Below are 25,021 nucleotides of genomic sequence, written 5' to 3'. Positions count from 1 at the left end.
GCAGACAGTGGGTCGCCTTTTCTTTGGTTACTTTCTTTTGGCGAAGCAAAAGAAAGTGACTCGCCCGCCGGGGCGAGTCCCGGCCAACGATCTCAACAAGAAGAGCACCTTAAGAAAACCCCAACCCCTGTCTCACCAGCGACCAATTCCCCCTACACATTCCCTAGACTCCCCCGCGCGCCCCAACACAACGCCGAACAAAGAGAAGAGAGAAGGAGACCCCGTGCCCATCCCCCCGCTGTTCCGTCACCTGACCATCGCCGCCGTAGCCACCCTGCTCGCAGCCTGCAGCACCACAACAACCACAACGAGCCAACCGTCAACGCCCCCAGCAGTCGCACAGACACCAGAGCCCACACCCGCACCGGCCACCCCTCTAGTCACCACAAGACCCACAGCCTGGCACCCCCCAGAGCCCTTGGTCCCACCCTCTTCCTTCTCCGGCGTCCACGGCCTGGCCATCGACCAGAAGGGCCGCCTGCTCGCAGGCTCGGTCCTGGGCAACACCCTCTGGGAAGTCGACCGCAAGACAGGCGCAGCCAAGATCCTGATCGACGCCCCCGAAGGCCAGTCCGACGACATCGCCATCGGCCCTCAAGGCGAGATGGCCTGGACCAACTACCTCATGGGCATGCTGCGCTACCGCGAGCACGACACCGCCCCCATGCGCGTCCTCGCCAAGGACCTGCCCGGCCTCAACTCCCTGGCCTTCGACCCGCGCAACGGCAAGCTCTACGCCTCGCAGGTGTTCCTCGGCGACGCGCTGTGGGAGATCGACCGCGCGGGCCAGAAGCCGCCGCGGCTGATCCGCAAGGACATGGGCGGCTTCAACGGCTTCGAGGTCGGGCCCGACGGCATGCTCTACGGACCGCTGTGGTTCAAGAACCAGGTGGTGAAGATCGATCCGGCCGACGGGCGCATCACGCCGATCGCAGACGGCTTCCAGATCCCGGCCGCGGTCAACCTCGACGGCAAGGGCAACCTCTGGGTGGTCGACGCGCGCAGCGGCGAACTCGTGAAGGTCGAACTCGCCACCGGCCGCAAGACGGTCGCGAAGCAGCTCAAGCCCTCGCTCGACAACCTCGCGATCGCGCCCGAAGGCACGATCTACATCTCGAACATGGCCAACAACGAGGTCATGGCCTTCGAGCCCGCCACCGGCGAGCTGCGCACGCTCACCGGCGGCAAGCTCGCGGTGCCGGCCGGCATGAAGCTCGACGGCAACGACCTCTGGGTCGCCGACGTGTTCGGCTTCCGGCGGGTGGACGTGCGCAACGGCGAGGTGCGCGACGTGTTCCGCATGCAGCGCGAACCCGAGCTCGAGTACCCGTTCGCGGTCGGGCTCTCGGCGCGGCTGTTCGCGCTGAGCTCGTGGTTCACGGGCACGGTGCAGTTGGTCGACCGGCAGACGCTGAAGACGGTGGAGACGATCCACGGCCTGAAGGCGCCGTTCGATGCGATCCCGATGCCCGACGGCAGCGTGATCTACGCCGAGATCGCCACCGGCAGCATCACGCGCGCGAGCGGCGCGAAGTTCGCCGAGCGGCAGGTGATCGCGAGCGGGCTCAACGGGCCGGTGCAGATGGTGATCGGCCGCGACGGCGCGCTCTACGTGACCGAGGCGGCCGGCAAGCTGCTGCGCATTCCGCTCGACGCCAGCGCGCCGCTGCGCACCATCGCCGACAAGCTCGCGCTGCCCGAGGGCCTGGCGCAGACGCCCTGGGGCAGCTTCGTGGTGGCCGAGAGCGCGGCGCGGCGGCTGGTGGAGATCGACCCGGCCGATGGCTCGCGCCGCACCATCGCCGAGAACCTGCCGATCGGGCTGGCGCCCGGGCCCGGGCTGCCGCCGCCCTACGTCGTGACCGGCGTGGCGGTCGGGCCCGACGGCACGGTCTACATGGCGGCGGACCGGAACAACGCGATATACCGGATCCGGCCTCAGCGCTGAAAAATTAAGAGAAAAGTAATCTAAACAGAATTGTAAAAAACCAATTTACTTTTAAAAACAAACATTACAAACTCGCCCGGAACGGTCCGGTACCACCGATTTCCGGGGGCGAGCGGTGCCGTCTTCCTGTCGAAAGGACAACCATGACACCGCTCGTCGCAGGCCAGCTGCTGTCGCCCGAATACTCGTTGGGGCTGGTGGCACTGTCGTACTTCATTTCCTTCGCCGGCTCGCTGACCGCACTGATCTGCGCCGGGCGCATGGTCGGCGCCGACGGCCGCCCGAACCTCGCGGCCGTGGCCTGCGCGGCGGTGGCGCTCGGCGGCATCGGCATCTGGTCGATGCACTTCATCGGCATGCTGGCGTACCGGCTGCCGGTCTCGATCGCCTACAACATGCCGCTGACCGTGGTCTCGCTGGTGGCGGCGATCCTGATCTCGGGCATCGCGCTCTACCTCGCGGGCGGGCGCCGCAAGTTCAGCCGCGCTGGCTGGCTCGCGGGCAGCCTGCTGGCGGGCCTGGGCGTGTGCGTGATGCACTACATGGGCATGTTCGCGATGAACATGCGCGCGTCGATGCAGTTCGACCCGATGGCGGTCGGGCTGTCGGTGCTGATCGCCATCAGCGCCGCCGCCGCCGCGCTGTGGCTGGCCTTCAACGTGCGCAAGCTGAGCCTGCAGATCGGCGCCGCGGCCGTGATGGGCCTGGCGGTCTGCACCATGCACTACGTGGGCATGAGCGCGGCCACCATGGTCTGCACCGCCGCCGCCCCGGTCGATGCGCTCGCCATCGGCGGCAGCTACATGGGCCTCACGGTGTTCGGCACCGCCGGCGCGGTGCTGATCTTCATCTACTGGGTGCTCACCGGCAACAGCATCGAGTCGCCGATCTCGGCCGCCTCGAACGCGCGGCCGGCACCGGCCACCGCGCGCCGCGCGCGCACCAGCTAGTTGGCGCAAGCCCCACGGCCGGGGCGCGCCTAGAGTTCCTGCGATCGGGGCCGGGAGCGCCCCGCCCGTACGGACACCATGCACTACACGCACGAACACCTCGAGATCCAGAAGACCCTGCGCCGCTTCATCGACGAGGAGATCAATCCGCACGTCGACGAGTGGGAGGCGGCCGAGACCTTTCCCGCGCACGAGGTCTTCAAGAAGCTCGGCAACCTGGGCCTGCTGGGCCTCAACAAGCCCGAGGCCTACGGCGGCGGCGGCCTCGACTACTCGTACGCGATGGCGCTGGCCGAGGCGCTGGGCCACGTGAGCTGCGGCGGCGTGCCGATGGCGATCGGCGTGCAGACCGACATGTGCACCCCCGCGCTCGCGCGCTTCGGCAGCGACGAACTGCGCCGCGAGTTCCTCGCGCCGGCGATCGCGGGCGATACCGTGGGCTGCATCGGCGTGTCCGAACCGGGCGCGGGCAGCGACGTGGCGGGGCTCAAGAGCCATGCGCGCAAGGATGGGGACGACTACCTCATCAGCGGCCAGAAGATGTGGATCACCAACAGCCTGCAGGCCGACTGGATGTGCATGCTGGTCAACACCGGCGACGGCCCGGTGCACCGCAACAAGTCGCTGGTGATCGTGCCGATGGACAGCCCCGGCATCGAGAAGGCGAAGAAGATCCGCAAGATCGGCATGCACTCGAGCGACACCGGCCTGATCTATTTCGACAACGTGCGCGTGCCGCAGCGCTACCGCATCGGCGAGGAAGGCCAGGGCTTCGTCTACCAGATGCAGCAGTTCCAGGAAGAGCGGCTGTGGTGCGCGGCCAGCTCGCTCGAGCCGATGGACGACTGCATCGCGCAGACCATCGAATGGGCCCAGCAGCGCAAGCTGTTCGGCGGCACGCTGGCCGACCAGCAGTGGGTGCAGTTCAAGCTGGCCGAGCTCAAGACCGAGGTCGAGGCGCTGCGCGCGCTGACCTACCGCGCCTGCGACCTGCACGTGCAGGGCCAGGACGTGACCGAGCTGGCCTCGATGGCCAAGCTCAAGACCGGCCGGCTCACGCGCGAGGTGGCCGACACCTGCCTGCAGTTCTGGGGCGGCATGGGCTTCACGCTCGAGAACCGCGTCTCGCGGCTGTACCGCGACGGCCGGCTGGCCTCGATCGGCGGCGGCGCCGACGAAGTGATGCTCGGCATCCTCGCGAAGACCATGGGCATCGCGAAGCGGCCGCCGCGCGACTGAAGCCCGAGCGCCGCCAGCGGAAAACTGTTCTCCAGCGGCGACGCGGTCTTTCGCGCCGCGCCTGCATACCATCGTCCGCACGCCGCGGCTCCTTTCCTGCCCCGCGGCAGCTGGAGGCCTCGCGTGATCTTCGTCTTTCATTCCCCCGCGCCATGTTCAAGCACATCGTGATGTGGGACCTGCGCGCCGACACGCCCGAGGAGAAGGCGCGCGCCACGCAGTTCGTGAAGCAGCAGTTCGAGTCGCTGCGCGGCCAGGTCCCGGGCCTGCTGCGCATCGAGGTCGGCATCGACTCGAGCCGCGTCGCCTATGCCTGCGACGTGGTGCTGTATTCGGAGTTCGACAGCCAGGCCTCGCTCGACGGCTATGCCACGCATCCGGCGCACCTGCGCGTGCGCGAGGCGCTCGGCGATCTGCGGATCGCGCGGCACCAGGTGGATTTCGCGGCCGACCCCAGCTGACAGCGGCGCCTCGGCGCTATGCCTGCTCTGCCGCCGACTCCCTGCGCGCCAGCGCCATGCAGAAGCCGCGCACGATCTGCAGCGCCGGCGCCTCGGTGCGGCCCTCGAGCGTGACGAAGGCGAACTGTGCATCGAGCCCGGCCTGCGGCGCCACGGCCAGCTCGACCAGTTCGCCGCCATCGCGCAGCGCGCGCGTGACGGCGAGCACGCCGAGGAAGATCGCGTCGGTGTTGCGCACGGCTTCCACCAGCACGCCGATCTCTTCCGAGGACACCTGCAGCCAGCGCTGCGGACTGGCCTCGCTGCCGTAGCGCTCGACCAGGCGGCGCGCGACGTCGTCGCTCACGCGCGTGGAGATCAGCGGGAAGCGCGCGAGCTCGGCGAAGGCCAGCGCGCCCGCCTCGCGCAGGCGCGTTGCCAGCGGATGGTCGCGCCGGCAGACGAAGCCCGAACGCAGGGTGGGCAGCACCTCGATGCGCAGGTCCTCGCTCGGCGAGAGCGCGCGGTAGGTGATCAGCAGCGCATCGATGGCACGCGCGCGCAGCGCCGCGAGCTGCTGCTCGGGCCCGCCGCCATGCAGCTCGAGGCCGACGCGCGGGTAGTCGCGCAGCATGTGGATCAGCAGCGGCGCCGAGAACAGCGCGCCCGGCGCGGCGCCCAGGCCCAGCCGCAGCTGGCCCGCCTGCCCGTCGCTCAGCAGCGCCGCGGCCCGGCGCAGCTCCTGCGCCTCGCTCGAGATGCGCCGCGCGCGCGCCAGCACCATCGCGCCGAAGGGCGTGAGCTCGTTGCGCTTGCCGATGCGGTCGATCAGCGGCATGCCCAGCTCCTGCTCGAGCATCTGGATGCTGCGGCTGAGCGCGGGCTGCGTGAGGTGCACCTTCTCGGAGGCGCGGCTGAAGGAGCCGGTTTCGGCGAGCGCGAGCAGGTGCTCGAGTTGCTGCAAATTCATGGCGCTCCGATCATGAGTCCAGATCATGATAAGCAGAAAAACAATGCATTGGACAGATAGAGGGGCGATTTCTAGCATCCGTCGCGTACTGCTTTCGACCCAAGGAATCGCCCCATGCACGGCTTCTCGCAACGCTTCTCCCGGCTGTCGTCCGGGCTGTCCCGCCGCCGCGGCGCCCTGGCGCTCGCCGTGGCCCTCGCCGGTCTTGCGGCCGTGGGCTCCGGCGCCTGGGCGCAGCCCGCGACCTTTCCCTCGAAGCTGGTCACCTTGATGGTGCCGTACCCGGCCGGCGCGGCCAGCGACTTCACGGCGCGCGCGCTCGCCGAGCCCGTGGCCAAGGCGCTGGGTGGGCAGGTGATCGTCGAGAACCTCGGCGGCGCGGCCGGCGCCATCGCCGCCAACAAGGTGCTCGCGGCACCGGCCGACGGCCACTACCTGTTCCAGGGCTCGCCCAGCGAGCTGATCCTCTCGGGCATGGTCAACAGGAGCGTGCGCTACCGCCCCGAGGACTTCCAGCTGGTGGCGCCGGTCGCGATCTCGCCGCTGGTGGTGGTGGTCAACGACAAGCTGCCCGCGCGCACGCTCGATGAGCTGGTGGCGCTGGCGCGCACCCGCGGCAAGGACGCGCCGCTGAGCTACGGCTCGACCGGCCCGGGCACGCTCTACCACCTGCTGGGCGAGCTGTTCGCCAAGCGCGCCGGCGCGAACGCCACGCACGTGCCCTACAAGGGCGGCGCGCCGCTGCTGCAGGACCTGCTCGGCGGCCAGATCGACTTCGCCTTCATGCCCTACCAGGCCTTCTATGCCGACTACGCGCGCCAGGGCAAGCTGCGCGTAATCGGCGCGCTCTCGGGCGGCCGCCTGCCGGCGCCGTTCGAGGACGTGCCCTCGAGCGCGGACTCGGTGTCGATGAAGGGCTTCGACTTCAGCATCTGGACCGCCTACGCGGTGAAGAAGGGCACGCCGCAGCCGGTGGCCGAGCGGCTCAACGCCGCGATCGAGAGCGGGCTCGCCAATGCCCATGCGCGCGCGCAGCTCGAGGCGCAGGCCAAGACGATCTTCCAGCCGATGAGCCTGGAAGCGGCCGAGAAGTTCTACCGCGCGGAGATCGCGCGCTACCGCGAGCTGGTGCGCACCGTGGGCTACGAATCGCCCTGAGCGCTGCTGCTTCTTTTTTTCCTCCCCCACCCACCGAGAGAGGCCGCTCGCCGGCCCGAAGGAGACTTATGACGACCCTCGATCGAAGGGCGCCTCGTCGCGCCCTGCCGCTGGCCCTGGCCGCGATCCTGTGCACCGCGCTCGCGGCCTGCGGCGGCGGAGGCGGCGGTGCCGCGAACTTCGCGCTGCCACCGGTCGCCACGCCCGCGCCGCCACCGCCGGCCGCGCCCGATCCCGCGCTTGCCAGCACCACCGAAGGCCCGGTCGCGGGCCAGCGCCAGGACGGGCTGGTCGCCTTCCTCGGCATTCCCTATGCACGCCCGCCGGTCGGCGACCTGCGCTGGGCGCCGCCGCGGCCGCCCGCCGCGCACGACGCGACGCTGCAGGCCCAGGCCTTCGGCACCGCCTGCCTGCAGGCGCCCGAGACCAATGTCGACGGCCGCTCGGCCGAGGACTGCCTCTATCTCAATGTCTGGAAGCCCGCGGACGCGAAGCCCGGCGACCGGCTGCCGGTGCTGGTCTACATCCACGGCGGCGCCTTCGTGCTCGGCTCGGGCTCGCAGGCCTCGGGCACGCTCGCGGCGCGCGGCGGCGTCGTGGTGGTGAGCTTCAACTACCGGCTCGGCGCGCTCGGCTATCTCGCCAACCGCTCGCTGCGCGCGCTCAACCGCGACGGCAGCCTCGGCAACTTCGCGCTGATGGACCAGATCGCCGCGCTCGAATGGGTGCAGCGCAACATCGCTTCGTTCGGCGGCGACGCGGGCAAGGTCACGATCTGGGGCACCTCGGCCGGCGCCACGCAGAGCTTCTCGCTGCTGCAGTCGCCGAAGGCCCGGGGCCTGTTCCACCGCGCCGTGATGCAGAGCGGCGGTGGCGGCGAGTACTCGAACCAGGGCATGGACACGGCGCTGGGCATCGGCGATGCCGCGGTCGCCAGGCTGGGCTGCGCCGGCCAGGCCGACGACGCCGCCACCGTCGCCTGCCTGCGCGGCCTGCCGGCCTCGGCGCTGCTGGCCGTGGGCGGCAGCAAGTGGCGGCCCACGGTCGACGCGCAGGTGCTCACGCAGGTGCCGGCGCGCGCCTTCGAGAGCGGCAACTTCAACCAGGTGCCGGTGATGATCGGCGGCGTGTACGACGAGGGCACGCTGTTCGTCGACAGCAAGCTCGGCGCCGATGTCTACCCGTTCTACCTGCGCGGCCTCGCGCCCGCGGGCTTCGACACCACGGCCATCGAGGCGGCCTACCCGCTCTCTCGCTTCGCGGTGCCGGCGCAGGGCGTCGCGCGCGCCATCGGCGACGGCATGTACGCCTGCGGCAACAGCGCGCGGCGCGGCGCGCTCTCGGCCTGGGTGCCGGTCTACGGCTGGGAGTTCACCGACCCGGTGCTGTCCTTCCCCGCCAAGCCCTCGGCCTTCTACTACGGCAGTGCGCACGGCATGGACAGCTTCTATTTCGGCGACATGGCCGACCAGCTCGCGGGCTATCCGTACCTCGATGCCGCCGACACCACGGCCGCGGGCGGCGATGCCGCCGTGGCCACGCAGCGCCGGGCGCTCGCCGCGCAGATGAGCACCTACCTGCTCAACTTCGTGCGCAGCGGCGATCCGAACCAGGGCACGCCGGTCGCCACGCCCTGGCCGCGCTTCGCCTCCCCGGCCGACCCCGCGCTGATCGCCTTCGGCTATCCCGCGATCGGCGTCACGCGCGGCGACTTCGAGCGCACGCACCGCTGCGACACGCTGTGGGGGCCGGGCGTGTTCCCGCCGATCTACTGATGAACACCACCATGCATTCCACAGACTCCCCTTCCGCGGACGCCGGCACCCAGGCCGTCATCGACCACCTCGCGGCGCGCCAGCAACCCATCGTGGCCTGGCTCGAGGACTTCCTGCGCATTCCGAGCGTGAGCGCCGACCCGGCCTTCGCGCCCGGCATGGACACGGCGCGCCGCTTCCTGCTCGAGCGGCTGTGCGCCATCGGCCTGCACGAGGTGCAGCTGCTCGACGGCGGCGGCGAGCCCGCGGTCTACGGCGAATGGAACGGCGCGCCCGGCCGGCCCACGTTGATGGTCTACGGCCACTACGACGTGCAGCCCGCCGATCCGCTCGCGCTGTGGCGCACGCCGCCGTTCGAGCCGGCCACGGTCGACGGCCGGCTCTATGCGCGCGGCAGTTCCGACGTGAAGGGCTCGACCACCATCGCGCTCGAGACCATCGCCGCCTTCCTCGCGGTGCGCGGCGGCTGCCCGGTCAACATCAAGGTCTTCCTCGAGGGCGAGGAGGAGACCGGCAGCCCCTCGCTGCGCCGCCTGGTCGAGCGCCACCGCGCGCTGCTGCGGGCCGATGCGGTGCTGTCGGCCGACGGCGGCCGCGCGAGCGCCGAGGTGCCGACGATCAACACCGGCGCGCGCGGCAATGCGCAGCTCGAGGTGCGCCTGCGCAGCGCGCACAAGGACCTGCACTCGGGCCGCTACGGCGGCGGCGTGCGCAACGCGCTGCACGAGATGGCGCGGCTCATCGCCTCGCTGCACCATGCCGACGGCGGCGTGGCGGTCGAGGGCTTCCATGCCGGCGCGCAACCGCCGACGCCGCAACAGCGCGCCGACACCGCGGCCTTTCCCTACGACGAGGCCGCCTTCTTCGCGGACGTGGGCGGCAGCGACCACGGCGAGCCCGGCTACAGCGCGCGCGAGCGCATCACGCTGCGCCCCGCGCTCGACGTCAACGGCCTGTGGGGCGGCTACACCGGCGAGGGCGGCAAGACCATCGTGCCCTGCGAGGCCGGCGCCAAGCTGACCGCGCGCGTGGTCGCGGGCCAGGACCCGGGCGCCGTCATCCGCGCCGTGCTGCGCCACCTGCAGGCGCACTGCCCGCCGGGCTGCACGCTCGAGACCGTCGCGCTGCACGAGGGCTCGCCGGCCTCCACCCTTGCGCCCGCGCATCCGCTGATGCGCGCGGCCGAGGCCGTGCTCGAGCGCGAGAGCGGCCGCCGACCGATCCATGTGCGGCTGGGCGCGAGCGTGCCGGTCACCGCGCTGTTCAAGGAGACGCTGGGCATCGACACGCTGATGTTCGGCTTCAACCTGCCCGACGAGGACGTGCACGCGCCGAACGAGTTCTTCCGGCTGGCGTCGATCCAGCAGGGCGCGCGCGCGTGGACGCTGCTGCTGGCGGAACTGGCGTCGTACCCGCCGGCACGGTTCCACGGGCATTGAGCGCGAGGGCTCGGCATTCCGCCGGCGGCTTGCCCGCGCGGTGAGCGGCACGGCACCCGCGGCCCCGTTCGAGCACATCGTGATGGCGGCTACCATCGCGCAGCGTCTGCCCGACCTGCCGTCCCCGCCCCTCCTTGCCCATGAAGCTGCTTGCCGCCCGCGTCTGCGCATTCGTCCTGGGAGCCGCCGCGTCCCTCGGCGTCGCCGCCGCCGATCTCGACGCCGGCGTGCGCGCCTACCGGGCCCGGGACTTCGATGCCGCCGTGGCCCAACTGCAGCCGCTGGCCGAGCTCGGCGACCCGGATGCGGCCTTCTACCTGGGCAGCATCCATGCCCGCGACGACAGCCGCCATCAGGACGACTACATGGCCTACAAGCTGCTGTCGCGCGCGGCACGCGCCGGCCGGGTCGATGCCAGCGACGCACTGATCCTGCTGCGCGCCAAGGGCAAGGTCAGCCTCATGTTCGAAGGCTATGCGCTACGCCCCGCGGACAAGGCCGGGCTGGAGCCGCTTCGGCAGGCCGCGCTCGAAGGCCGCTTCGACACGCTCGGCACGGAGAACCTGACGCGGCTCGCGGTCGCCTACTGCGAGCACATGGGATTGGCCGAGGGAAGCGGTCCCCAGAGAACCGTCGATCGCAACGAGAACGTGCACGACTGGCTGCAGCGGGCGGCGGAGGCCGGTGAGCCGCGTGCGCAGTTCCTGCTCGGCATGCTGTATGCCGGTGGCCAGCCTTGCCATGGCGTGTCGGTGAAGATCGATCGTGCCCTCGGCCTGTCGTGGTGGCGCAAGGGTGCCGCCCAGGGCCTGCTGCAGGCCCAGCGAACGATCGCCGCCTTCGTCGTGCGCGCGCGGGATGGCATCCCGGCCGATCCGAAGGAAGGCATGGAATGGCTGCGCCAGGCGGCGGCTCGCGGCGACGCGCCCGCCATGGCGTGGCTGGGCATCTATCACGACAAGGGCTACGGAGTGCCCAGGGATGCGGCGCAAGCCATGCGCTGGTTCCGGAAGGCGGCCGATCTCGACGACGTCACCGCGCTCGACAACCTGGGCGACATGCTGTCGGCGGGCCAGGATGTCCCGGCGGATCCGGTCGAGGCGCATGCCTTGTACCGACGCGCCGCGGACCTGGGGGACCCTTATGCGCAGCGCCGTCTGGCCGAGATCTACACCCAGGGCGCCGGCGTGGAAAAGAGCGCGGAACGCGCGCTGCAGTGGCGCACCGCCTCCGCGCGCGGCGGCGACCCGGTGTCGCAGACGATCCTGGGCCAGATGTACCTGTTCGGACGCGATGCGCCGCGCGATCCCAAGGCGGCACTGGACTGGCTGCGCGAAGGAGCGAGCCGCGGCCAGCCGCAAGGCCTGCTTCTGCTGGGCAGCGTGCTGGAGGCGGCGCCGGGCGGCCTGGCGAAAGCCTGGGCGCTCTACACGCTGTCCGACCGCGCGGGCGAGCCCCGGGCGGCCCCGCGGCGAAACACCATCCAGGCCCGGATGTCGGCCGACGAACTGGCGCGCGGCGAGCGCCTGGCGGCCGACTGGCGCCTGGACGCACGCCAGCCCGGCGACTGGAATTGGCGGGCTCTCTCCCTCACGGCGACATCGCCGGAGGACAGTTTCTAGAGCTGGACAGCCACCTCGCCTCGTGGCCGCGCTGCGTGCCAGGCTTCAGTGATCCTTCCCGGATGACGGCGAAGCCTTCGCCGCTTCCGCGGCCTGCGCCGCGCGCAGCTTGTCCTTCTTGCTCGGCCGCGTACCCTTGATACCGCCCGTGCCGCTCGCATCGACCAGCGGCGGCGCGACCTCGGTGGGCTCGAAGCCCTCGATGCGCTCGCGCGGCACGCGCCGGTCCTGGCGCTTCTCGATCAGGCGGAAATGCGCCTCGGAGGCCGGCGTCACGAAGCTGATCGCCAGGCCGCTCTCGCCCGCGCGGCCGGTGCGGCCGATGCGGTGCACGTAGTCGGTGGGCGAGCGCGGCAGGTCGTAGTTGACGACCACCGGCAGCCGCGCGATGTCGAGGCCGCGCGCGGCCAGGTCGGTGGCCACCACCACGTCCCAGCGGCTCTGCTTGAACTGGTCGAGGATGTCGGTGCGCGCGCCCTGCGAGATGTCGCCGTGGAAGGGCACGGCATAGATGCCGTGGCGGTAGAGCTTCTCGGCCACGGTCTGGGCGGCATGCTGGGTGGCGACGAAGACCAGCACGCGGCCCCAGGCCTCGCCGTGCTGCTCGAGCAGGTGGCGCAGCAGCTGGGTGCGGCGGGTGCTGTCGACCTCGATCGCGCGCTGCACGATGTCGGGCGCGGTGCCGGGCTCGCCCTGCACGTCGATCGTTTCCGGGTCGCGCAGCATGCGGTCGGCCAGCGCCTGGATGGCCTGCGGGAAGGTGGCCGAGAACAGCAGGTTCTGCCGCTTCGCCGGCAGCTGCGCGAGGATGCGGCCCAGCTCCTCGGCGAAGCCCAGGTCGAACAGGCGGTCGGCCTCGTCGAGCACCAGCGTGGCGATGCCGTCGAGCCGCAGCGCGTTGTGCTCGACCAGGTCGAGCAGCCGGCCCGGGGTGGCGACGATCAGGTCGGCGCCGCCGCGCAGGCCCATGAGCTGCGGATTGATCGACACGCCGCCGAACACCACCGCGATGCGCAACCGGTCGGGCAGTGCGCGCGCCAGGTCGCGCAGAGTCTCGCCAACCTGGGCCGCGAGCTCGCGCGTGGGCACCAGCACCAGCGCGCGAAGCCGGCGCTCACCCCCGGCCGAGTCGGCGGCCAGCCGGTGCAGCAGCGGCAGCGAAAATGCGGCGGTCTTGCCCGAGCCGGTCTGGGCCGAGCCGCGCAAGTCGCGTCCCTGCAGAATCGCGGGAATGGCCGCGGCCTGGATCGCGGTCGGCTCGGCGTAGCCGCGTTCGGCGGCGGCGCGCACGAGCGCCGGGGCCAGCCCCAGCGATGCGAAGGACGGGGTGGGCGCAGCGGTCAAGCGGCGGTCTCCCCACGGAAGAAGGCGGGCGGCAGGTGCATCGGAAAGGCTCGTCTGGGCTGGTGGAAAAGAGATCGGGAACGAAGAGAACGCAAGAACATGGCAACCCACAAGGACAACCCGGCGGCCACCCGGCTGGTGTATTCGACCGAGGCCGGCGGCCGCATGTGCCCCGATTGCGGCGAACCGCTGACGCAATGCCGCTGCAAGGACCTCGCCGAGCAGGCGCGGCTGCGCGCCGCCGATGGCATTGTGCGTGTGTCGCACGAGACCGCGGGCAGAAAAGGCAAGGGCGTGACCGTGGTGAAGGGCGTGGCGCTCGACGCGGCCGCCCTGCTTTCGCTCGGCAAGCAGCTCAAGGCGGCCTGCGGCAGCGGCGGTACGGTGAAGGACGGCACGATCGAGATCCAGGGCGACCACCGCGAACAGGTGATCGCCACGCTCACGAAGCTGGGCCACACGGTCAAGCGTGCGGGAGGCCGCTGATGAAACCCGAGGACCTCGAGCGCCTGGTCAAGCTGGCGATGCCCTTCGGCAAATACAAGGGAACGCTGATCGCCGACCTGCCGGGCAACTACCTGACCTGGTTCGCGCGCGAGGGTTTTCCCCCGGGAGAGATCGGCCGGCTGCTTGCCTTGATGCATGAAATAGACCACAACGGGCTCTCCGGCCTGCTCAAACCGTTGCGAAACCGCCCGTCGGGATCAGAGGTTTCCCGATGAATGTGCAATTAAAAGCTTGATTTCCCGGCCAAACCGGGATAATCGCCGCTACGTGTCAGTGAGCCATCGGCTCCCGTGCACGTTATCCGGTGATCGGTCAGTTTCGCGCACAGCGCCTTTGTTTGTTGTGATTCTGGGACTCCATCGCTTTTTCTGTTATTTGGTTTTTTTGAGTTGAGGAGTCCCTTTCATGGGCAAGAAACTTTACGTGGGCAATCTCGCCTACTCGATCCGTGACAACGACCTGGAGCAAGCTTTCGGCGCCTACGGTGCCATCGTCAGCGCCAAGGTCATGATGGAACGTGACACCGGCCGCTCCAAGGGCTTCGGCTTCGTGGAAATGGGTACCGACGCCGAGGCGCAAGCCGCGATCGCCGGCCTGAACGGCCAGCCGGTCCAGGGCCGTGCCCTGACCGTGAACGAAGCCCGCCCGATGGAAGCCCGCCCGCCCCGTAGCGGTGGCGGCGGCTACGGTGGTGGTGGCGGCGGTTACGGCGGTGGTGGCGGCGGCGGCGGTTACGGCGGCGGCGGCGGTGGTCGCAGCGGCGGTGGCGGCGGCTACGGCGGCGGCGGCGGTGGCCGCAGCGGTGGCGGCTACGGCGGCGGCGGTGGCAGCGACGACGGCTACGGCCGCGGCGGCTACTAAGCCCTCGCACCCCATCGAATGGCGGCCCTGCCGCCTTTCACTGAAAAAGCTCCTTCGGGAGCTTTTTTCGTTTCTGCGCCACCCGGGCATCGGGGCCGCGCGGGCTTACCCGTAGTAAGCGCTACGCATTAGTCCCTACCGGTCAGGTCAGCCAGCGGTCAGCCGCCGGAAACGACCCTCATCCCTCCAAAACAGAGGGTCGAGAGACATGAAAATCAAGAGCCAGGCCGACTTCTTTTCAGGAGTCATGTTCACGGCCGTGGGCGGCGCCTTCGCCATCGGCGCCACCGCATACAACATCGGCGACGGGGCCCGCATGGGTCCCGGTTACTTCCCGCTCATGCTGGGCATCCTGCTCGCGCTGCTCGGGCTGGGGATCATGTTCCAGGCCATGGTGGTCGAGACCACCGACGGCGACCCGATCGGCAAATGGGCCTGGAAGCCGCTGGCCTACGTGCTGGGCGCCAACCTCGCGTTCGGCGTGCTGCTGGGCGGCCTGCCGAGCATCGGCCTGCCGGCCATGGGAATGATCATCGCGATCTACGCGCTCACCATCATCTCGAGCATGGCGGGCGAACACTTCAACCTGCGCGACGTGCTGGTGCTCGCCACCATCCTCGCGGCGGGCAGCTACGTGGCCTTCATCTGGGCGCTCAAGCTCCAGATCCAGGTCTGGCCCACCTTCATCGCCGGTTGAGGAGCACACCGCCATGGAACTGTTCCACAACCTCGCGACCGGCTTCGGCGTCGCCTTCACCTTCACCAACCTGCTGTACTGCCTGGTCGGCTGCATCCTGGGCACGCTGATCGGCGTGCTGCCGGGCATCGGCCCGGTCGCCACCATCGCGATGCTGCTGCCCGCGACCTACGCGCTGCCCCCTGTCTCGGCCCTGATCATGCTGGCCGGCATCTACTACGGCGCGCAGTACGGCGGCTCCACCACCGCCATCCTGGTCAACCTGCCCGGGGAGTCGTCCTCGGTCGTGACCTGCATCGACGGCTACCAGATGGCAAGGCAGGGCCGCGCGGGCCCGGCGCTCGCGGCCGCGGGCCTGGGCTCGTTCTTCGCGGGCTGTGTCGGTACGCTGATCCTGGCCGCCTTCGCGCCGCCGCTGACCGAGCTGGCCTTCAAGTTCGGCCCGGCCGAGTATTTCTCGCTGATGGTGCTGGGCCTGATCGGCGCCGTGGTGCTGGCCTCGGGCTCGCTGCTCAAGGCGGTGGCGATGATCGTGCTGGGCCTGCTGCTGGGCATCGTCGGCACCGACGTGAACTCGGGCGTGGCGCGCTTCAGCTTCGACATTCCCGAGCTGACCGACGGCATCGGCTTCGTGGTGATCGCCATGGGCGTGTTCGGCTACGGCGAAATCATCGGCAACCTCTCGCAGCCCGACGACGAGCGCGAGGTCTTCACGCACAAGGTCAAGGGCCTGTGGCCCACCAAGGACGACTTCAAGCGCATGACGCCCGCGGTGCTGCGCGGCACGGCCCTCGGCTCGGCCCTGGGCATCCTGCCGGGCGGCGGCGCGCTGCTGGCGGCCTTCGCGGCCTATGCGCTCGAGAAGAAGATCAAGATGCGCCCGGGCGAAGTGCCCTTCGGCAAGGGCAACATCCGCGGCGTGGCCTCGCCCGAGTCGGCCAACAACGCCGGCGCGCAGACCTCCTTCATTCCGCTGCTGACGCTGGGCATTCCGCCCAACGCCGTGATGGCGCTGATGGTGGGCGCGATGACGATCCACAACATCCAGCCCGGTCCGCAGGTGATGACCAGCAACCCTGAGCTGTTCTGGGGCCTGATCGCCTCGATGTGGATCGGCAACGCGATGCTGATCATCCTGAACCTGCCGCTGATCGGCATGTGGATCAAGCTGCTGACGGTGCCCTACAAGTTCCTGTTCCCGGCGATCGTGCTGTTCTGCGCCATCGGCGTGTACTCGACCAACAACAACACCTTCGACGTCTGGATGGTCGCGATCTTCGGCTTCGTCGGCTACCTGTTCCTCAAGCTGCGCACCGAACCGGCCCCGCTGCTGCTGGGCTTCATCCTCGGGCCGATGATGGAAGAGAACCTGCGGCGCGCGCTGCTGCTGTCGCGCGGCGCCTGGAGCGTGTTCGTCACGCGGCCGCTGTCGGCGGGCCTGCTGGTGGCCGCGGCGCTGCTGCTGGGCATCGTGCTGCTGCCGGCCGTGAAGTCCAAGCGCGAGGAAGCCTTCGTCGAGGATTGAGCGCCACCGCGCTGCTCGACTGAGCAAGAGGCCCCGGTGTTCGCCCCGGGGCCTTTTTCATTTGAGGAAGGCGTCGTACGCGGTCTTGAGGATCAGCGCGCTGACCACGACCATGAACACGATCCGCACGAAGCCCGCGCCGTGCCTGAGCGCCACGCGCGTGCCGATCAGGCTGCCGGCCACGTTGGCGACCGCCATCGCCAGCCCGTAGTGCCACCAGACGTGGCCCTTGAGCGCGAGCAGCAGCAGCGCCGCGCCGTTGGTGAGCACGTTGATGACCTTGGCCGAGGCCGATGCGTTGAGGAAGTCGTAGCCCATCCAGCGCACGAACAGGAACACCAGGAAGCTGCCCGTGCCGGGACCGAAGAAGCCGTCGTAGACGCCGATGCCCAGGCCGATGCTGCAGGCCGCGAGCGTCTCGGCGCGGCCGGTGAAGCGCGGCGCGTGGTGGCGGCCCATGTCCTTGCGCGCCAGGGTATAGAGCAGCACCGCCAGCAGGATCGCCGGCAGCGCGCGGCGCAGGAAATCGCCCGGGAACTGGGTGACGCCCCAGGCGCCGGCCAGCGCGCCGCAGAAACCGGCCAGCGCGGCCGGCCACAGCGCGCCCCAGCGCATCTGCACACGCTGGCTGAACTGCGCCGCCGAAGCGGCCGTGCCCCAGATCGACGCGCTCTTGTTGGTGCCCAGCAACGTGGCCGGCGGCGCGCCGGGGAAGGCGGCGAACAGCGCCGGCACCAGGATCAATCCACCCCCACCCACGATCGCATCCACGAACCCCGCGAGCAGCGAGGCCGCGGTCATCAGCCACATTTCCATGGCCGCGATTGTCGCATCGGGATCGCTATCGAAAGAGTAGCTACAGACGTCGACACAGCCGACTCTCTACCCGCTTTTCAAGGCAAGGAATCGGGGCGCCGATGCGAAAGCGACAGGCAAAAAAAAGCGCCGACCAGCGGCGCTTTTCAATCTGTGAACCAGGCTCTCGAATGTAGCCTTTTGGATGATTGTTCTTGTCGATCGGGAATTTGTCTCCTCGGCCCTCGGCAGCACGAGCAGGGCCCGTTCGCGAGTGGCTGGACTTTAGGGGGTGCACCGCCGCAGTGCATTGGGAATTACCCGCTTTGCCTTACTTTCGCGCACGGCGTAGCAAACCAAAGTGTTTCATGCGGTTAACGATGGTGGCACGACTTGTGCACAGAGTCCGGACCACCACTCCAATAAGAGACCGCCGCCATGGCCCTGGTACCGCAAGCCTCCATCAGCGCCGCGGACACCGCGTGGATGATGACCTCCACGGTGCTGGTGCTGCTGATGACGCTGCCGGGCATCGCCCTCTTCTATGCCGGCATGGTGCGGCGCAAGAACGTGCTCGCCACCATGGCCTGCGTGGTCGCCATCGCCGCGGTGGTGTCGCTGACCTGGTTCGCGCTCGGCTACTCGCTGGCCTTCACGCCCGGCTGGCCCTGGCTCGGCGGCACCGGGCGCTTCTGGTTCGCGGGTTTCGATTACCTGAAGGACGCCGGCACGCTGGCCGTGAGCCACGTGGCGCCCAACGTGCCCGAGACGGTCTACGCGATGTTCCAGCTGAGCTTCGCGATCATCACCACCGCGCTGGTGCTCGGCGCCTTCGTCGAGCGCATGCGCTTCTCGGCCGTGCTGTGGTTCGCGCTGCTGTGGAGCGTGCTGGTCTATGCGCCGATCGCGCACTGGGTCTGGGAGCCCGGCGGCTGGCTCGCGCAGATGGGCGCGCTCGACTTCGCGGGCGGCTCGGTGGTGCACGTCAATGCGGGCGTGGCGGGGCTGGTCTGCGCCTACGCGCTGGGCCCGCGCCGCGGCTATGGCCGCGAGCCCTTCGAGCCCTACAACCTGGCCTTCACCATGGCCGGCGCCAGCCTGCTGTGGGTGGGCTGGTTCGGCTTCAATGCGGGCTCGGCAGTGGCGGCCGACGGACGCGCGGGCCTCGCGATGCTGGTCACGCACGTGGCGGCCGCCGCGGGCGCCGCGAGCTGGATGATCGCCGAGTGGACGGTGCGCCGCAGCCCCTCGCTGCTGGGCCTGTGCTCGGGCCTGGTCGCGGGGCTGGTGGCGATCACGCCGGCCGCGGGCTTCGTCACGCCGCCCTCGGCGCTGGCCATCGGCGCCATCGCCGGCCTGGCCTGCTACTGGGGCGCCACCGGCCTCAAGCGCCTGCTGGGCGCGGACGATTCGCTCGACGTGTTCGGCGTGCACGGCATCGGCGGCATCGTGGGCGCGCTGCTCACGGGCGTGTTCGCCGACAAGGCCATCTCGGGCGCCAGCGGCAACGTGCTGACGCAGGCGATCGCGGTCGGCGGCGTGGCGGTCTACAGCGCGGCCGGCACCGCGATCGTGCTGTTCCTGGTGCGCGTGCTGGTGGGGCTGCGCGTCGATCCCGACAGCGAGGTGCAGGGGCTCGACCTGGCCCAGCACCGCGAACACATCGGAGGCTGAACCGCGATGGATGGCCACGTCCTGTCCGAGAGCGAGCGCATCGCGCTCGCGGCGCGCCTGCACGTGGCCCTGCGCCGCAAGCACGGCCGCGTGACCGACACCGAGTGGATGGCCGTCAATGCCGAGTACGCCACCGAGATGGTGCGCTTCGCGCGCGCGCATGCGGCCGAGACCCACGACGACGAGCTCGCCGCCATCGCGCTGCGGCTGGAGCAGGCGATGGAACCGCTGGCACGCGCCGCGCGGCTCGAGGCCGCGGCGCGGCTGCCCGACGGCAGCGGGCGGCAGCCGCCGCCCAAGTACATCGGCGGCCTGCGCTAGGCGCTCTTCGCGAGCGCGGTATCGCGGATCGCCTGCAGCGTGGTCGACGGCGTGATCGCCTCCGGATCGAGCACGCAGTGCAGGATCGCGGGCTTGCCGCTGGCCCGCGCGCGCGCCAGCGCGGGGCCGAACTCGGCGGTGCTCGTGACGCGCTCGCCGTGGCCGCCGAACACCTCGGCATAGCCGCGGAAGTCCGGGTTCTTCAGCTGCGTGGCGCTGATGCGGCCCGGGTAGTGGCGCTCCTGGTGCATGCGGATGGTGCCGTACATGGCGTTGTCGAGCAGCACCACGAGGATCGGCAACCCGTACTGCACCGCGGTCGCGAACTCCTGGCCGTGCATCAGGAAGTCGCCGTCGCCCGCGAACACCACCACCTCGCGCTGCGGCCACAGCCGCTTCGCGCCGACCCCGGCCGGCAGTCCGTAGCCCATCGAGCCGCTGGTGGGCGCGAGCTGGCTCGCGAAGGCGCGGAACGGCCAGAAGCGGTGCACCCAGGTCGCGAAGTTGCCCGCGCCGTTGCAGAAGATGGTGTCGTGCGGCAGCACCTCGCGCAGGTGCTGCATCACCTCGCCCATCTGCAGCGGACCCGGCACGCGGATCGGCGCCGGATCGCTCCAGCGCAGGAACTCCTCGCGCGCTTCGGCAGTGCGCGACTTCCAGGCCGGCGCCTGCGCCGGCTTCAGCCCGGCCACCGCCTCGGCGAAGGCACGCGGCGTGGCATGGATGCCCAGCGCGGGCCGATAGAGCTTGCCGAGTTCGTCGGCATCGGCATGCACGTGCACCAGCGCCTGCGCGGGCTGCGGAATGGCCAGCAGCTCGTAGCCCTGCGACGGCACCTCCGACAGCCGGCCGCCGACCAGCAGCACCAGGTCGGCCTCGCGGATGCGCTGCAGCATGCGCGGATTGGCGCCCAGCCCCAGGTCGCCCGCGTAGCAGGGATGCTCGGCCGACAGCAGCATCTGGCGCCGGAACGAGCAGTACACGGGCAGCGAGTGGGCCTCGGCGAACTGCGCGAACTGCTGCGTGGCCTCGGCCGACCAGCGGCTGCCGCCGAGCACCACCACGGGCCGCTCGGCCTGCGCGAGGCGCTGCTGCAACTCGGCGAGTTGCGCCGCGCCCGGATGGGTTTCGGTCACGGCGTAGGGCAGCGCATCGGCCACCGCGGCGGCCTCGGTCAGCATGTCCTCGGGCAGCGCGATCACCACCGGGCCGGGCCGGCCCGAGGTCGCCACGTGGAAGGCGCGCGACACCAGTTCGGGCACGCGCGCGGGGTCGTCGATCTGCACCACCCACTTGGCCATGGTGCCGAACACCGCGCCGTAGTCGAGCTCCTGGAAGGCCTCGCGCCCCAGCGCCTCGCGCGCCACCTGGCCCACGAACAACAGCAGCGGCGTCGAGTCCTGGTGCGCGATGTGCACGCCGGCCGAGGCATTGGTCGCGCCCGGGCCGCGCGTGACGAAGCACACGCCGGGCCGGCCGGTGAGCTTGCCCTGGGCCTCGGCCATCATGGTGGCGCCGCCTTCCTGGCGACAGACGGTGACGGCGATGGCCGCGTCGTGCAGCGCGTCGAGCACCGCGAGGAAGCTTTCGCCGGGAACGCAGAACAACTGCTCGACGCCGTGCAGGACGAGCTGGTCGACCAGGAGCTGGCCGCCGGTGCGGGAGGTGGGGGTCACGAGAGGGCTCCGATGCGAGGGAGAAGAAAGAAGGACGGAATCATTCGAGCGCCGCGCAGGCCGCCGCGATGCGCGCGCAGGCCTCCTCGAGCTGCGCCATCGAGGTCGCGTACGAGATGCGGAAATAAGGCGCGAGCCCGAACACGCTGCCCGGCACCACCGCCACCTCGAAGTCCTCGAGCAGGTAGCGGCAGAAGTCCGCGTCGCTGGCCAGCAGCGCGCCGCGGCGCGTGCGCCGGCCCAGCAGGCCCTCGCAGCGCGCGAAGGTATAGAACGCGCCCTCGGGCCGCGGGCAATGCAGGCCGTCGACGCGGTTCAGCGCGGCCACCACGAAGTCGCGCCGGCGCTGGAAGTCGTCGCGCCGCTCGGCCACGATCTGCTGCGGCCCGGTCAGCGCCTCGATCGCCGCGGCCTGGCTCACCGACGACGGGCACGAGGTGGTCTGGCTCTGCACCACGGCCATCGCCGCGATCAGCGCGCGCGGCCCGGCGCCGTAGCCCACGCGCCAGCCGGTCATCGCATAGGCCTTCGACACGCCGTTGATCGTCAGCGTGCGCTCGCGCAGCCGCGGCTCCACCGCCGCCGGCGTGGCGAAGGCCAGGCCGTCGTAGAGGATGTGCTCGTAGATGTCGTCGGCCAGCACCCACACGCGCGGATGCCGCAGCAGCACCTCGCACAGCGGCTTCAGCTGGTCGGCGCCGTAGGCCGCGCCGCTCGGGTTCGAAGGCGAGTTGAGGAACAGCCAGCGCGTGCGCGGCGTGATCGCCGCCTCGAGCTGCGCGGCCTCGAGCCGGAAGCCCTGCGCGTCGCCGCAGGGCACGCCGACCGGCACGCCGCCGCAGATGCGCACGATGTCGGCGTACGAGGTCCAGTAGGGCGCGGGCAGGATCACCTCGTCGCCCGGATCCAGGCTGGCCATCAGCGCGTTGAAGATCACCTGCTTGGCGCCCGCGCTCACGCTGATCTCGTCGAGGCCGAAGTCCAGCGCGTTGTCGCGCCTGAACTTGAGCTGCACCGCCGCCTTCATCGCCGGGCTGCCGTCGAGCACCGTGTAGCGCGTGTCGCCGCGCCCGATGGCGCGCACCGCGGCCGCACGCACGTTGTCGGGCGTGTCGAAGTCGGGCTCGCCCGCGCCCAGCACGATCACCGGGCGGCCCGCGCGCTTGAGCGCATTAGCATGGTCGGTGATGCGCAGGATCTCCGACACGCCGAGCGCGCGCACGCGCTGCGCCGGCACGAAGTCCGAGGAGGAGGACGAAGAAGCGGCGGTAGCGGGACTCACTTGGCGTAGCTCTCCAGCGGCTTGTCGTTGGGCTCGAGCACCAGCTGCTTGAGCACCGCGCTCATCGGCAGGTTCAGGCTGGTGTTCTTCGGCGGGATCGGCGCCACGAACCATTTGGTGTAGATGCGCTCGAGCTCGCCGCTCTTCATGAGGCGGCGCAGCGCGCCGTCGACCGCCGCCTTGAAGGCCGGGTCGTCCTTGCGGAACAGCAGCGCGATCGGCTCCGAGCCCAGCGGCTCGCCGACGATGCGGTAGGCCGTCGGGTTCTTCGAGTTCGCGATGATCCCGGCCAGCAGGTTGTCGTCGAGCACGAAGGCATCGGCGCGGCCCGACTCCATCAGCAGGAAGCTCTCGAGGTGGTCCTTGCCGAGCATGGTGTTGATGCTCACGTTGTTGGTGCGCTCGCGCTTGCGCAGCAGCTGCACCGCCGTCGTGCCGGTGGAGGCCGACACGGTGCGGCCCGCGAGCTGGTCGAGCGTGGTGATGCCCGAGTCGACGCGCGTGGCCATGCGCACCTCGCTCACGTAGGTGGTGAGCGCGAAGGCCACCTGCTGCTGGCGCGCGAGGTTGTTGGTGGTGGGGCCGCAGCCGATGTCGAGCGTGCCGTTCTGCACCAGCGGGATGGTGTTCTGCGCGGTGACCGCCATGTACTCGAGCTTCGCGGCCGGCACGATGTCCTTGAGCACGCGCTCGCACAGCTCCACGTGGTAGCCCACGTACTTCTCGCCCGCGCCCAGCATGTAGGCCATGGGCGGCGAGGCCTCGCGCACGCCGAGCACCGCCTTGCCGCTGGTGGCGATCTTCTCGAGCGTGCCCGCGGGCGCCGGTTGCTGTGCACCGGCCGTGGCGGCCAGGGCCAGCAGCAGCGTGGCGGCCGCGGCCTTGAGCGGGTGTGGAATGAAATTCATGTTGTCGTCTCCTCGTCGTTGTGGTGAATGGTCAGGCAAGCGCGCAGGCATCCGCCCCGCGGTGACGCTCATGCGCCGCCGCGGCCGGTATGCCGTCAGGAAAATCAGTCGCCGATGTCGAAGGTCACGCCTTGCGCCAGGGGCAGTGCCGTCGAGTAGTTGATGGTGTTGGTCGCGCGGCGCATGTAGGCCTTCCAGCTGTCGGAGCCGGCCTCGCGGCCGCCACCGGTTTCCTTCTCGCCGCCGAAGGCACCGCCGATCTCGGCGCCGCTCGGGCCAATGTTGACGTTGGCGATGCCGCAGTCGGAACCGGCGCAAGAGAGGAAGCGCTCGGCCTCGCGCATGTCGAGCGTGAAGATCGACGACGACAGGCCCGCGCCCACCGCGTTGTGCTGCTCGATCGCCTCGTCGAGCGAGGCATAGCGCACCACGTAGAGGATCGGCGCGAAGGTCTCGCGCAGCACCGCGCCGGCATGCGCCTTGAGCTCGACCAGCGCCGGGCGCGCGTAGTAGGCCTCAGCGCCGCCGATGCCCTCGACGCGGCCGCCGCCATGCACGATCGCGCCGGCATCGCGGCTCTCGTCGAGCGCCTTCTGCATGCCCTCGAAGGCCGCGCGGTCGATCAGCGGACCGACCAGCGTGCCGGCCTCGCGCGGATCGCCGACCTTCACGCCGCCATACACCTTGATCAGGCGCGGCACCAGCTTGTCGTACACGCTCTCGTGCACGAACAGCCGGCGCAGCGTGGTGCAGCGCTGGCCCGCCGTGCCCATGGCCGCGAAGGCGATCGCGCGCAGCGTGAGATCGAGGTCGGCCGAAGGCGTGACGATGGCCGCGTTGTTGCCGCCGAGCTCGAGGATGGCGCGCGCGAAGCGGGCCGCGAGCTTGGGACCGACCTGGCGGCCCATGGCGGTGGAGCCGGTGGCCGACAGCACCGCCACGCGGTGGTCGTCGACCAGCAGCTCGCCGATGTCACGCTGGCCCAGCAGCAGGCCGAGCAGGCCCTCGGGCGCGTCGGCGCCGAAGCGCTCGATGGCGCGCGCCGCGATCGCATGCACCGCGAGCGCGGTCAGCGGCGTCTTCTCGGACGGCTTCCACACCACCGGGTCGCCGCACACCAGCGCCAGCGCCGCGTTCCACGACCACACCGCGACCGGGAAGTTGAAGGCCGAGATCACGCCGCACACGCCCAGCGGATGCCAGGTTTCCATCATCCGGTGTTCGGCGCGCTCGGTGGCCAGCGTGAGGCCGTAGAGCTGGCGCGACAGGCCGACCGCGAAGTCGCAGATGTCGATCATTTCCTGCACCTCGCCCGCGCCCTCGGACGGCACCTTGCCGGCCTCGAGCGTGACCAGCCGGCCGAGGTCGCGCTTGGCCGCGCGCAGTTCCTCGCCGAGCAGCCGCACCAGCTCGCCGCGCCGCGGCGCCGGCACCGCGCGCCAGGCCTTGAAGGCGGCATGCGCGCGCGCGATGGTGTCGGTGGCCGCGGCCGGCGTGGTCTGCGCGACCTGCGCGATCACCTCGCCCGTGAGCGGCGAGCGCACCGTCAGCGCGCCGCCGACGTGGGACTCGCGCGGCACGCCCAGGCGCTGGAGCAGTTGTTCGACTTCGGAGGGCAGGGAGACGGAGGTGTGGACTTCGGACATGGGCGCGCTCCGCGGGGGAGTCGGGAAGAAAGAAGAAGGAAGGCGACCGGGGTCGGGGGAACCGCGCCAATATCTGCGAAGTGGGCGGGGTTGGCTAGTGAAAATATGGAAGGACCTGATGCGTTTGGCGAAGGAACTCGGCCGCCGGAGCTCGCCTGCGCATCACCCGCCACGCGCGTTCCTCGAAACGGCTCGCGCGCCTACGCACCGATCCGCGCCCGGCGCCGACGATGCGGCACCCTCA

The 25,021-nt window shown here is 70.3% G+C and carries 22 protein-coding genes; 15 read left to right on the top strand and 7 right to left on the bottom strand.

All coding sequences use genetic code 11. From position 1 onward, the window contains the following. Nucleotides 1-418: 418 nt before the first annotated feature. The 4 genes from AC07PU_RS37240 to AC07PU_RS37225 all read left to right on the top strand — a co-directional run bounded on the left by AC07PU_RS37240 (nucleotide 419) and on the right by AC07PU_RS37225 (nucleotide 4,598). Nucleotides 419-1,948, top strand: a complete 1,530-nt coding sequence (locus AC07PU_RS37240; RefSeq protein ID WP_495323025.1) for a Vgb family protein — start codon at nucleotides 419-421, stop codon at nucleotides 1,946-1,948. Between the two features lie 143 nt (nucleotides 1,949-2,091). Continuing rightward, nucleotides 2,092-2,898, top strand: coding sequence for an MHYT domain-containing protein (locus AC07PU_RS37235; protein ID WP_296780485.1), 807 nt, complete (start codon nucleotides 2,092-2,094; stop codon nucleotides 2,896-2,898). A 78-nt stretch (nucleotides 2,899-2,976) separates the two neighbouring features. Then, on the top strand, nucleotides 2,977-4,137 hold the full coding sequence (locus AC07PU_RS37230) for an acyl-CoA dehydrogenase family protein (RefSeq protein WP_057597689.1): 1,161 nt from the start codon (nucleotides 2,977-2,979) through the stop codon (nucleotides 4,135-4,137). Nucleotides 4,138-4,289: 152 nt separating this feature from the next. After that, nucleotides 4,290-4,598 carry a Dabb family protein gene (locus AC07PU_RS37225; RefSeq protein WP_495323024.1) on the top strand — a complete coding sequence of 103 codons (309 nt, stop codon included), beginning with the start codon at nucleotides 4,290-4,292 and terminating at the stop codon, nucleotides 4,596-4,598. A gap of 16 nt (nucleotides 4,599-4,614) precedes the next feature. On the opposite strand, the gene AC07PU_RS37220 is transcribed toward AC07PU_RS37225, so the two are convergent. Continuing rightward, a complete protein-coding gene (locus AC07PU_RS37220) occupies nucleotides 4,615-5,547 on the bottom strand; it encodes a LysR family transcriptional regulator (RefSeq protein ID WP_495323023.1) in 933 nt (310 codons plus the stop codon). Nucleotides 5,548-5,661: 114 nt separating this feature from the next. Between AC07PU_RS37220 and AC07PU_RS37215 the strand changes: the two genes are divergently transcribed. The 4 genes from AC07PU_RS37215 to AC07PU_RS37200 all read left to right on the top strand — a co-directional run bounded on the left by AC07PU_RS37215 (nucleotide 5,662) and on the right by AC07PU_RS37200 (nucleotide 11,541). Further along, nucleotides 5,662-6,705, top strand: coding sequence for a tripartite tricarboxylate transporter substrate binding protein (locus AC07PU_RS37215; RefSeq protein ID WP_495323022.1), 1,044 nt, complete (start codon nucleotides 5,662-5,664; stop codon nucleotides 6,703-6,705). A gap of 68 nt (nucleotides 6,706-6,773) precedes the next feature. Continuing rightward, nucleotides 6,774-8,480: a carboxylesterase/lipase family protein gene (locus tag AC07PU_RS37210; RefSeq protein ID WP_495323021.1), complete on the top strand. Its 1,707-nt coding sequence runs from the start codon at nucleotides 6,774-6,776 to the stop codon at nucleotides 8,478-8,480. An 11-nt stretch (nucleotides 8,481-8,491) separates the two neighbouring features. Then, a complete protein-coding gene (locus tag AC07PU_RS37205; protein ID WP_495323020.1) occupies nucleotides 8,492-9,919 on the top strand; it encodes a dipeptidase in 1,428 nt (475 codons plus the stop codon). 140 nt (nucleotides 9,920-10,059) lie between these two features. Continuing rightward, on the top strand, nucleotides 10,060-11,541 hold the full coding sequence (locus AC07PU_RS37200; protein WP_495323019.1) for an SEL1-like repeat protein: 1,482 nt from the start codon (nucleotides 10,060-10,062) through the stop codon (nucleotides 11,539-11,541). A 45-nt stretch (nucleotides 11,542-11,586) separates the two neighbouring features. On the opposite strand, the gene AC07PU_RS37195 is transcribed toward AC07PU_RS37200, so the two are convergent. Next, nucleotides 11,587-12,885, bottom strand: a complete 1,299-nt coding sequence (locus AC07PU_RS37195) for a DEAD/DEAH box helicase (RefSeq protein ID WP_495323018.1) — start codon at nucleotides 12,883-12,885, stop codon at nucleotides 11,587-11,589. 99 nt (nucleotides 12,886-12,984) lie between these two features. Between AC07PU_RS37195 and AC07PU_RS37190 the strand changes: the two genes are divergently transcribed. The 5 genes from AC07PU_RS37190 (at nucleotide 12,985) to AC07PU_RS37170 (ending at nucleotide 16,475) form a co-directional block, all read left to right on the top strand. Further along, nucleotides 12,985-13,371 carry a translation initiation factor Sui1 gene (locus AC07PU_RS37190; protein WP_495323017.1) on the top strand — a complete coding sequence of 129 codons (387 nt, stop codon included), beginning with the start codon at nucleotides 12,985-12,987 and terminating at the stop codon, nucleotides 13,369-13,371. Then, entirely contained in the window at nucleotides 13,371-13,607 is a 237-nt protein-coding gene (locus tag AC07PU_RS37185; RefSeq protein ID WP_495323016.1) for a DUF3820 family protein, read from the top strand. The genes AC07PU_RS37190 and AC07PU_RS37185 overlap by 1 nt, the downstream gene beginning before the upstream one ends. 190 nt (nucleotides 13,608-13,797) lie before the next feature. Further along, nucleotides 13,798-14,253, top strand: coding sequence for an RNA-binding regulator (gene rbp / locus AC07PU_RS37180; RefSeq protein WP_093351005.1), 456 nt, complete (start codon nucleotides 13,798-13,800; stop codon nucleotides 14,251-14,253). A 208-nt stretch (nucleotides 14,254-14,461) separates the two neighbouring features. Continuing rightward, the gene (locus AC07PU_RS37175) at nucleotides 14,462-14,950 is read left to right on the top strand and encodes a tripartite tricarboxylate transporter TctB family protein (RefSeq protein ID WP_093351008.1); all 489 of its coding nucleotides are present in this window, start codon (nucleotides 14,462-14,464) and stop codon (nucleotides 14,948-14,950) included. Between the two features lie 13 nt (nucleotides 14,951-14,963). Continuing rightward, nucleotides 14,964-16,475, top strand: a complete 1,512-nt coding sequence (locus AC07PU_RS37170; protein ID WP_093351011.1) for a tripartite tricarboxylate transporter permease — start codon at nucleotides 14,964-14,966, stop codon at nucleotides 16,473-16,475. A 57-nt stretch (nucleotides 16,476-16,532) separates the two neighbouring features. Here AC07PU_RS37170 and AC07PU_RS37165 read toward each other — a convergent pair whose 3' ends face one another. After that, nucleotides 16,533-17,291 (bottom strand): sulfite exporter TauE/SafE family protein, encoded by a 759-nt coding sequence (locus AC07PU_RS37165; RefSeq protein ID WP_057597258.1) that lies wholly within the window; start codon nucleotides 17,289-17,291, stop codon nucleotides 16,533-16,535. A 417-nt stretch (nucleotides 17,292-17,708) separates the two neighbouring features. On the opposite strand from AC07PU_RS37165, the gene AC07PU_RS37160 reads away from it, so the two are divergent. Next, nucleotides 17,709-18,944 (top strand): ammonium transporter, encoded by a 1,236-nt coding sequence (locus tag AC07PU_RS37160; protein ID WP_057597259.1) that lies wholly within the window; start codon nucleotides 17,709-17,711, stop codon nucleotides 18,942-18,944. A gap of 6 nt (nucleotides 18,945-18,950) precedes the next feature. Then, nucleotides 18,951-19,265 carry a hypothetical protein gene (locus tag AC07PU_RS37155; protein ID WP_057597260.1) on the top strand — a complete coding sequence of 105 codons (315 nt, stop codon included), beginning with the start codon at nucleotides 18,951-18,953 and terminating at the stop codon, nucleotides 19,263-19,265. Here the strand turns inward: AC07PU_RS37155 and AC07PU_RS37150 are convergent. The 4 genes from AC07PU_RS37150 to amaB all read right to left on the bottom strand — a co-directional run bounded on the left by AC07PU_RS37150 (nucleotide 19,262) and on the right by amaB (nucleotide 24,777). Further along, nucleotides 19,262-20,941 (bottom strand): thiamine pyrophosphate-binding protein, encoded by a 1,680-nt coding sequence (locus AC07PU_RS37150; RefSeq protein WP_495323015.1) that lies wholly within the window; start codon nucleotides 20,939-20,941, stop codon nucleotides 19,262-19,264. The genes AC07PU_RS37155 and AC07PU_RS37150 overlap by 4 nt on opposite strands. Nucleotides 20,942-20,981: 40 nt before the next feature. Next, nucleotides 20,982-22,223 carry a pyridoxal phosphate-dependent aminotransferase gene (locus AC07PU_RS37145; RefSeq protein WP_495323014.1) on the bottom strand — a complete coding sequence of 414 codons (1,242 nt, stop codon included), beginning with the start codon at nucleotides 22,221-22,223 and terminating at the stop codon, nucleotides 20,982-20,984. Next, nucleotides 22,220-23,131, bottom strand: a complete 912-nt coding sequence (locus AC07PU_RS37140) for an amino acid ABC transporter substrate-binding protein (protein ID WP_495323013.1) — start codon at nucleotides 23,129-23,131, stop codon at nucleotides 22,220-22,222. Before AC07PU_RS37140 ends, AC07PU_RS37145 begins: the two co-directional genes overlap by 4 nt. 104 nt (nucleotides 23,132-23,235) lie before the next feature. After that, nucleotides 23,236-24,777, bottom strand: coding sequence for an L-piperidine-6-carboxylate dehydrogenase (amaB, locus tag AC07PU_RS37135; protein WP_398496700.1), 1,542 nt, complete (start codon nucleotides 24,775-24,777; stop codon nucleotides 23,236-23,238). Nucleotides 24,778-25,021: the final 244 nt, after the last annotated feature.

It is taken from the genome of Variovorax sp. GW821-FHT10D07 (assembly GCF_059415325.1).
This window is presented reverse-complemented; position numbering and strand designations above follow the sequence as displayed.

Excerpts from the sequence above, each read along its gene's own strand:
- AC07PU_RS37190 (WP_495323017.1), top strand. The coding sequence starts at position 12,985 with ATGGCAACCCACAAGGACAACCCGGCGGCCACCCGGCTGGTGTATTCG.
- AC07PU_RS37225 (WP_495323024.1), top strand. The coding sequence starts at position 4,290 with ATGTTCAAGCACATCGTGATGTGGGACCTGCGCGCCGACACGCCCGAG.
- amaB (WP_398496700.1), bottom strand. The coding sequence starts at position 24,777 with ATGTCCGAAGTCCACACCTCCGTCTCCCTGCCCTCCGAAGTCGAACAA.
- AC07PU_RS37215 (WP_495323022.1), top strand. The coding sequence starts at position 5,662 with ATGCACGGCTTCTCGCAACGCTTCTCCCGGCTGTCGTCCGGGCTGTCC.
- AC07PU_RS37155 (WP_057597260.1), top strand. The coding sequence starts at position 18,951 with ATGGATGGCCACGTCCTGTCCGAGAGCGAGCGCATCGCGCTCGCGGCG.
- AC07PU_RS37205 (WP_495323020.1), top strand. The coding sequence starts at position 8,492 with ATGCATTCCACAGACTCCCCTTCCGCGGACGCCGGCACCCAGGCCGTC.
- AC07PU_RS37160 (WP_057597259.1), top strand. The coding sequence starts at position 17,709 with ATGGCCCTGGTACCGCAAGCCTCCATCAGCGCCGCGGACACCGCGTGG.
- rbp (WP_093351005.1), top strand. The coding sequence starts at position 13,798 with ATGGGCAAGAAACTTTACGTGGGCAATCTCGCCTACTCGATCCGTGAC.
- AC07PU_RS37140 (WP_495323013.1), bottom strand. The coding sequence starts at position 23,131 with ATGAATTTCATTCCACACCCGCTCAAGGCCGCGGCCGCCACGCTGCTG.
- AC07PU_RS37185 (WP_495323016.1), top strand. The coding sequence starts at position 13,371 with ATGAAACCCGAGGACCTCGAGCGCCTGGTCAAGCTGGCGATGCCCTTC.
- AC07PU_RS37175 (WP_093351008.1), top strand. The coding sequence starts at position 14,462 with ATGAAAATCAAGAGCCAGGCCGACTTCTTTTCAGGAGTCATGTTCACG.
- AC07PU_RS37230 (WP_057597689.1), top strand. The coding sequence starts at position 2,977 with ATGCACTACACGCACGAACACCTCGAGATCCAGAAGACCCTGCGCCGC.
- AC07PU_RS37165 (WP_057597258.1), bottom strand. The coding sequence starts at position 17,291 with ATGGAAATGTGGCTGATGACCGCGGCCTCGCTGCTCGCGGGGTTCGTG.
- AC07PU_RS37170 (WP_093351011.1), top strand. The coding sequence starts at position 14,964 with ATGGAACTGTTCCACAACCTCGCGACCGGCTTCGGCGTCGCCTTCACC.
- AC07PU_RS37220 (WP_495323023.1), bottom strand. The coding sequence starts at position 5,547 with ATGAATTTGCAGCAACTCGAGCACCTGCTCGCGCTCGCCGAAACCGGC.
- AC07PU_RS37235 (WP_296780485.1), top strand. The coding sequence starts at position 2,092 with ATGACACCGCTCGTCGCAGGCCAGCTGCTGTCGCCCGAATACTCGTTG.
- AC07PU_RS37200 (WP_495323019.1), top strand. The coding sequence starts at position 10,060 with ATGAAGCTGCTTGCCGCCCGCGTCTGCGCATTCGTCCTGGGAGCCGCC.
- AC07PU_RS37210 (WP_495323021.1), top strand. The coding sequence starts at position 6,774 with ATGACGACCCTCGATCGAAGGGCGCCTCGTCGCGCCCTGCCGCTGGCC.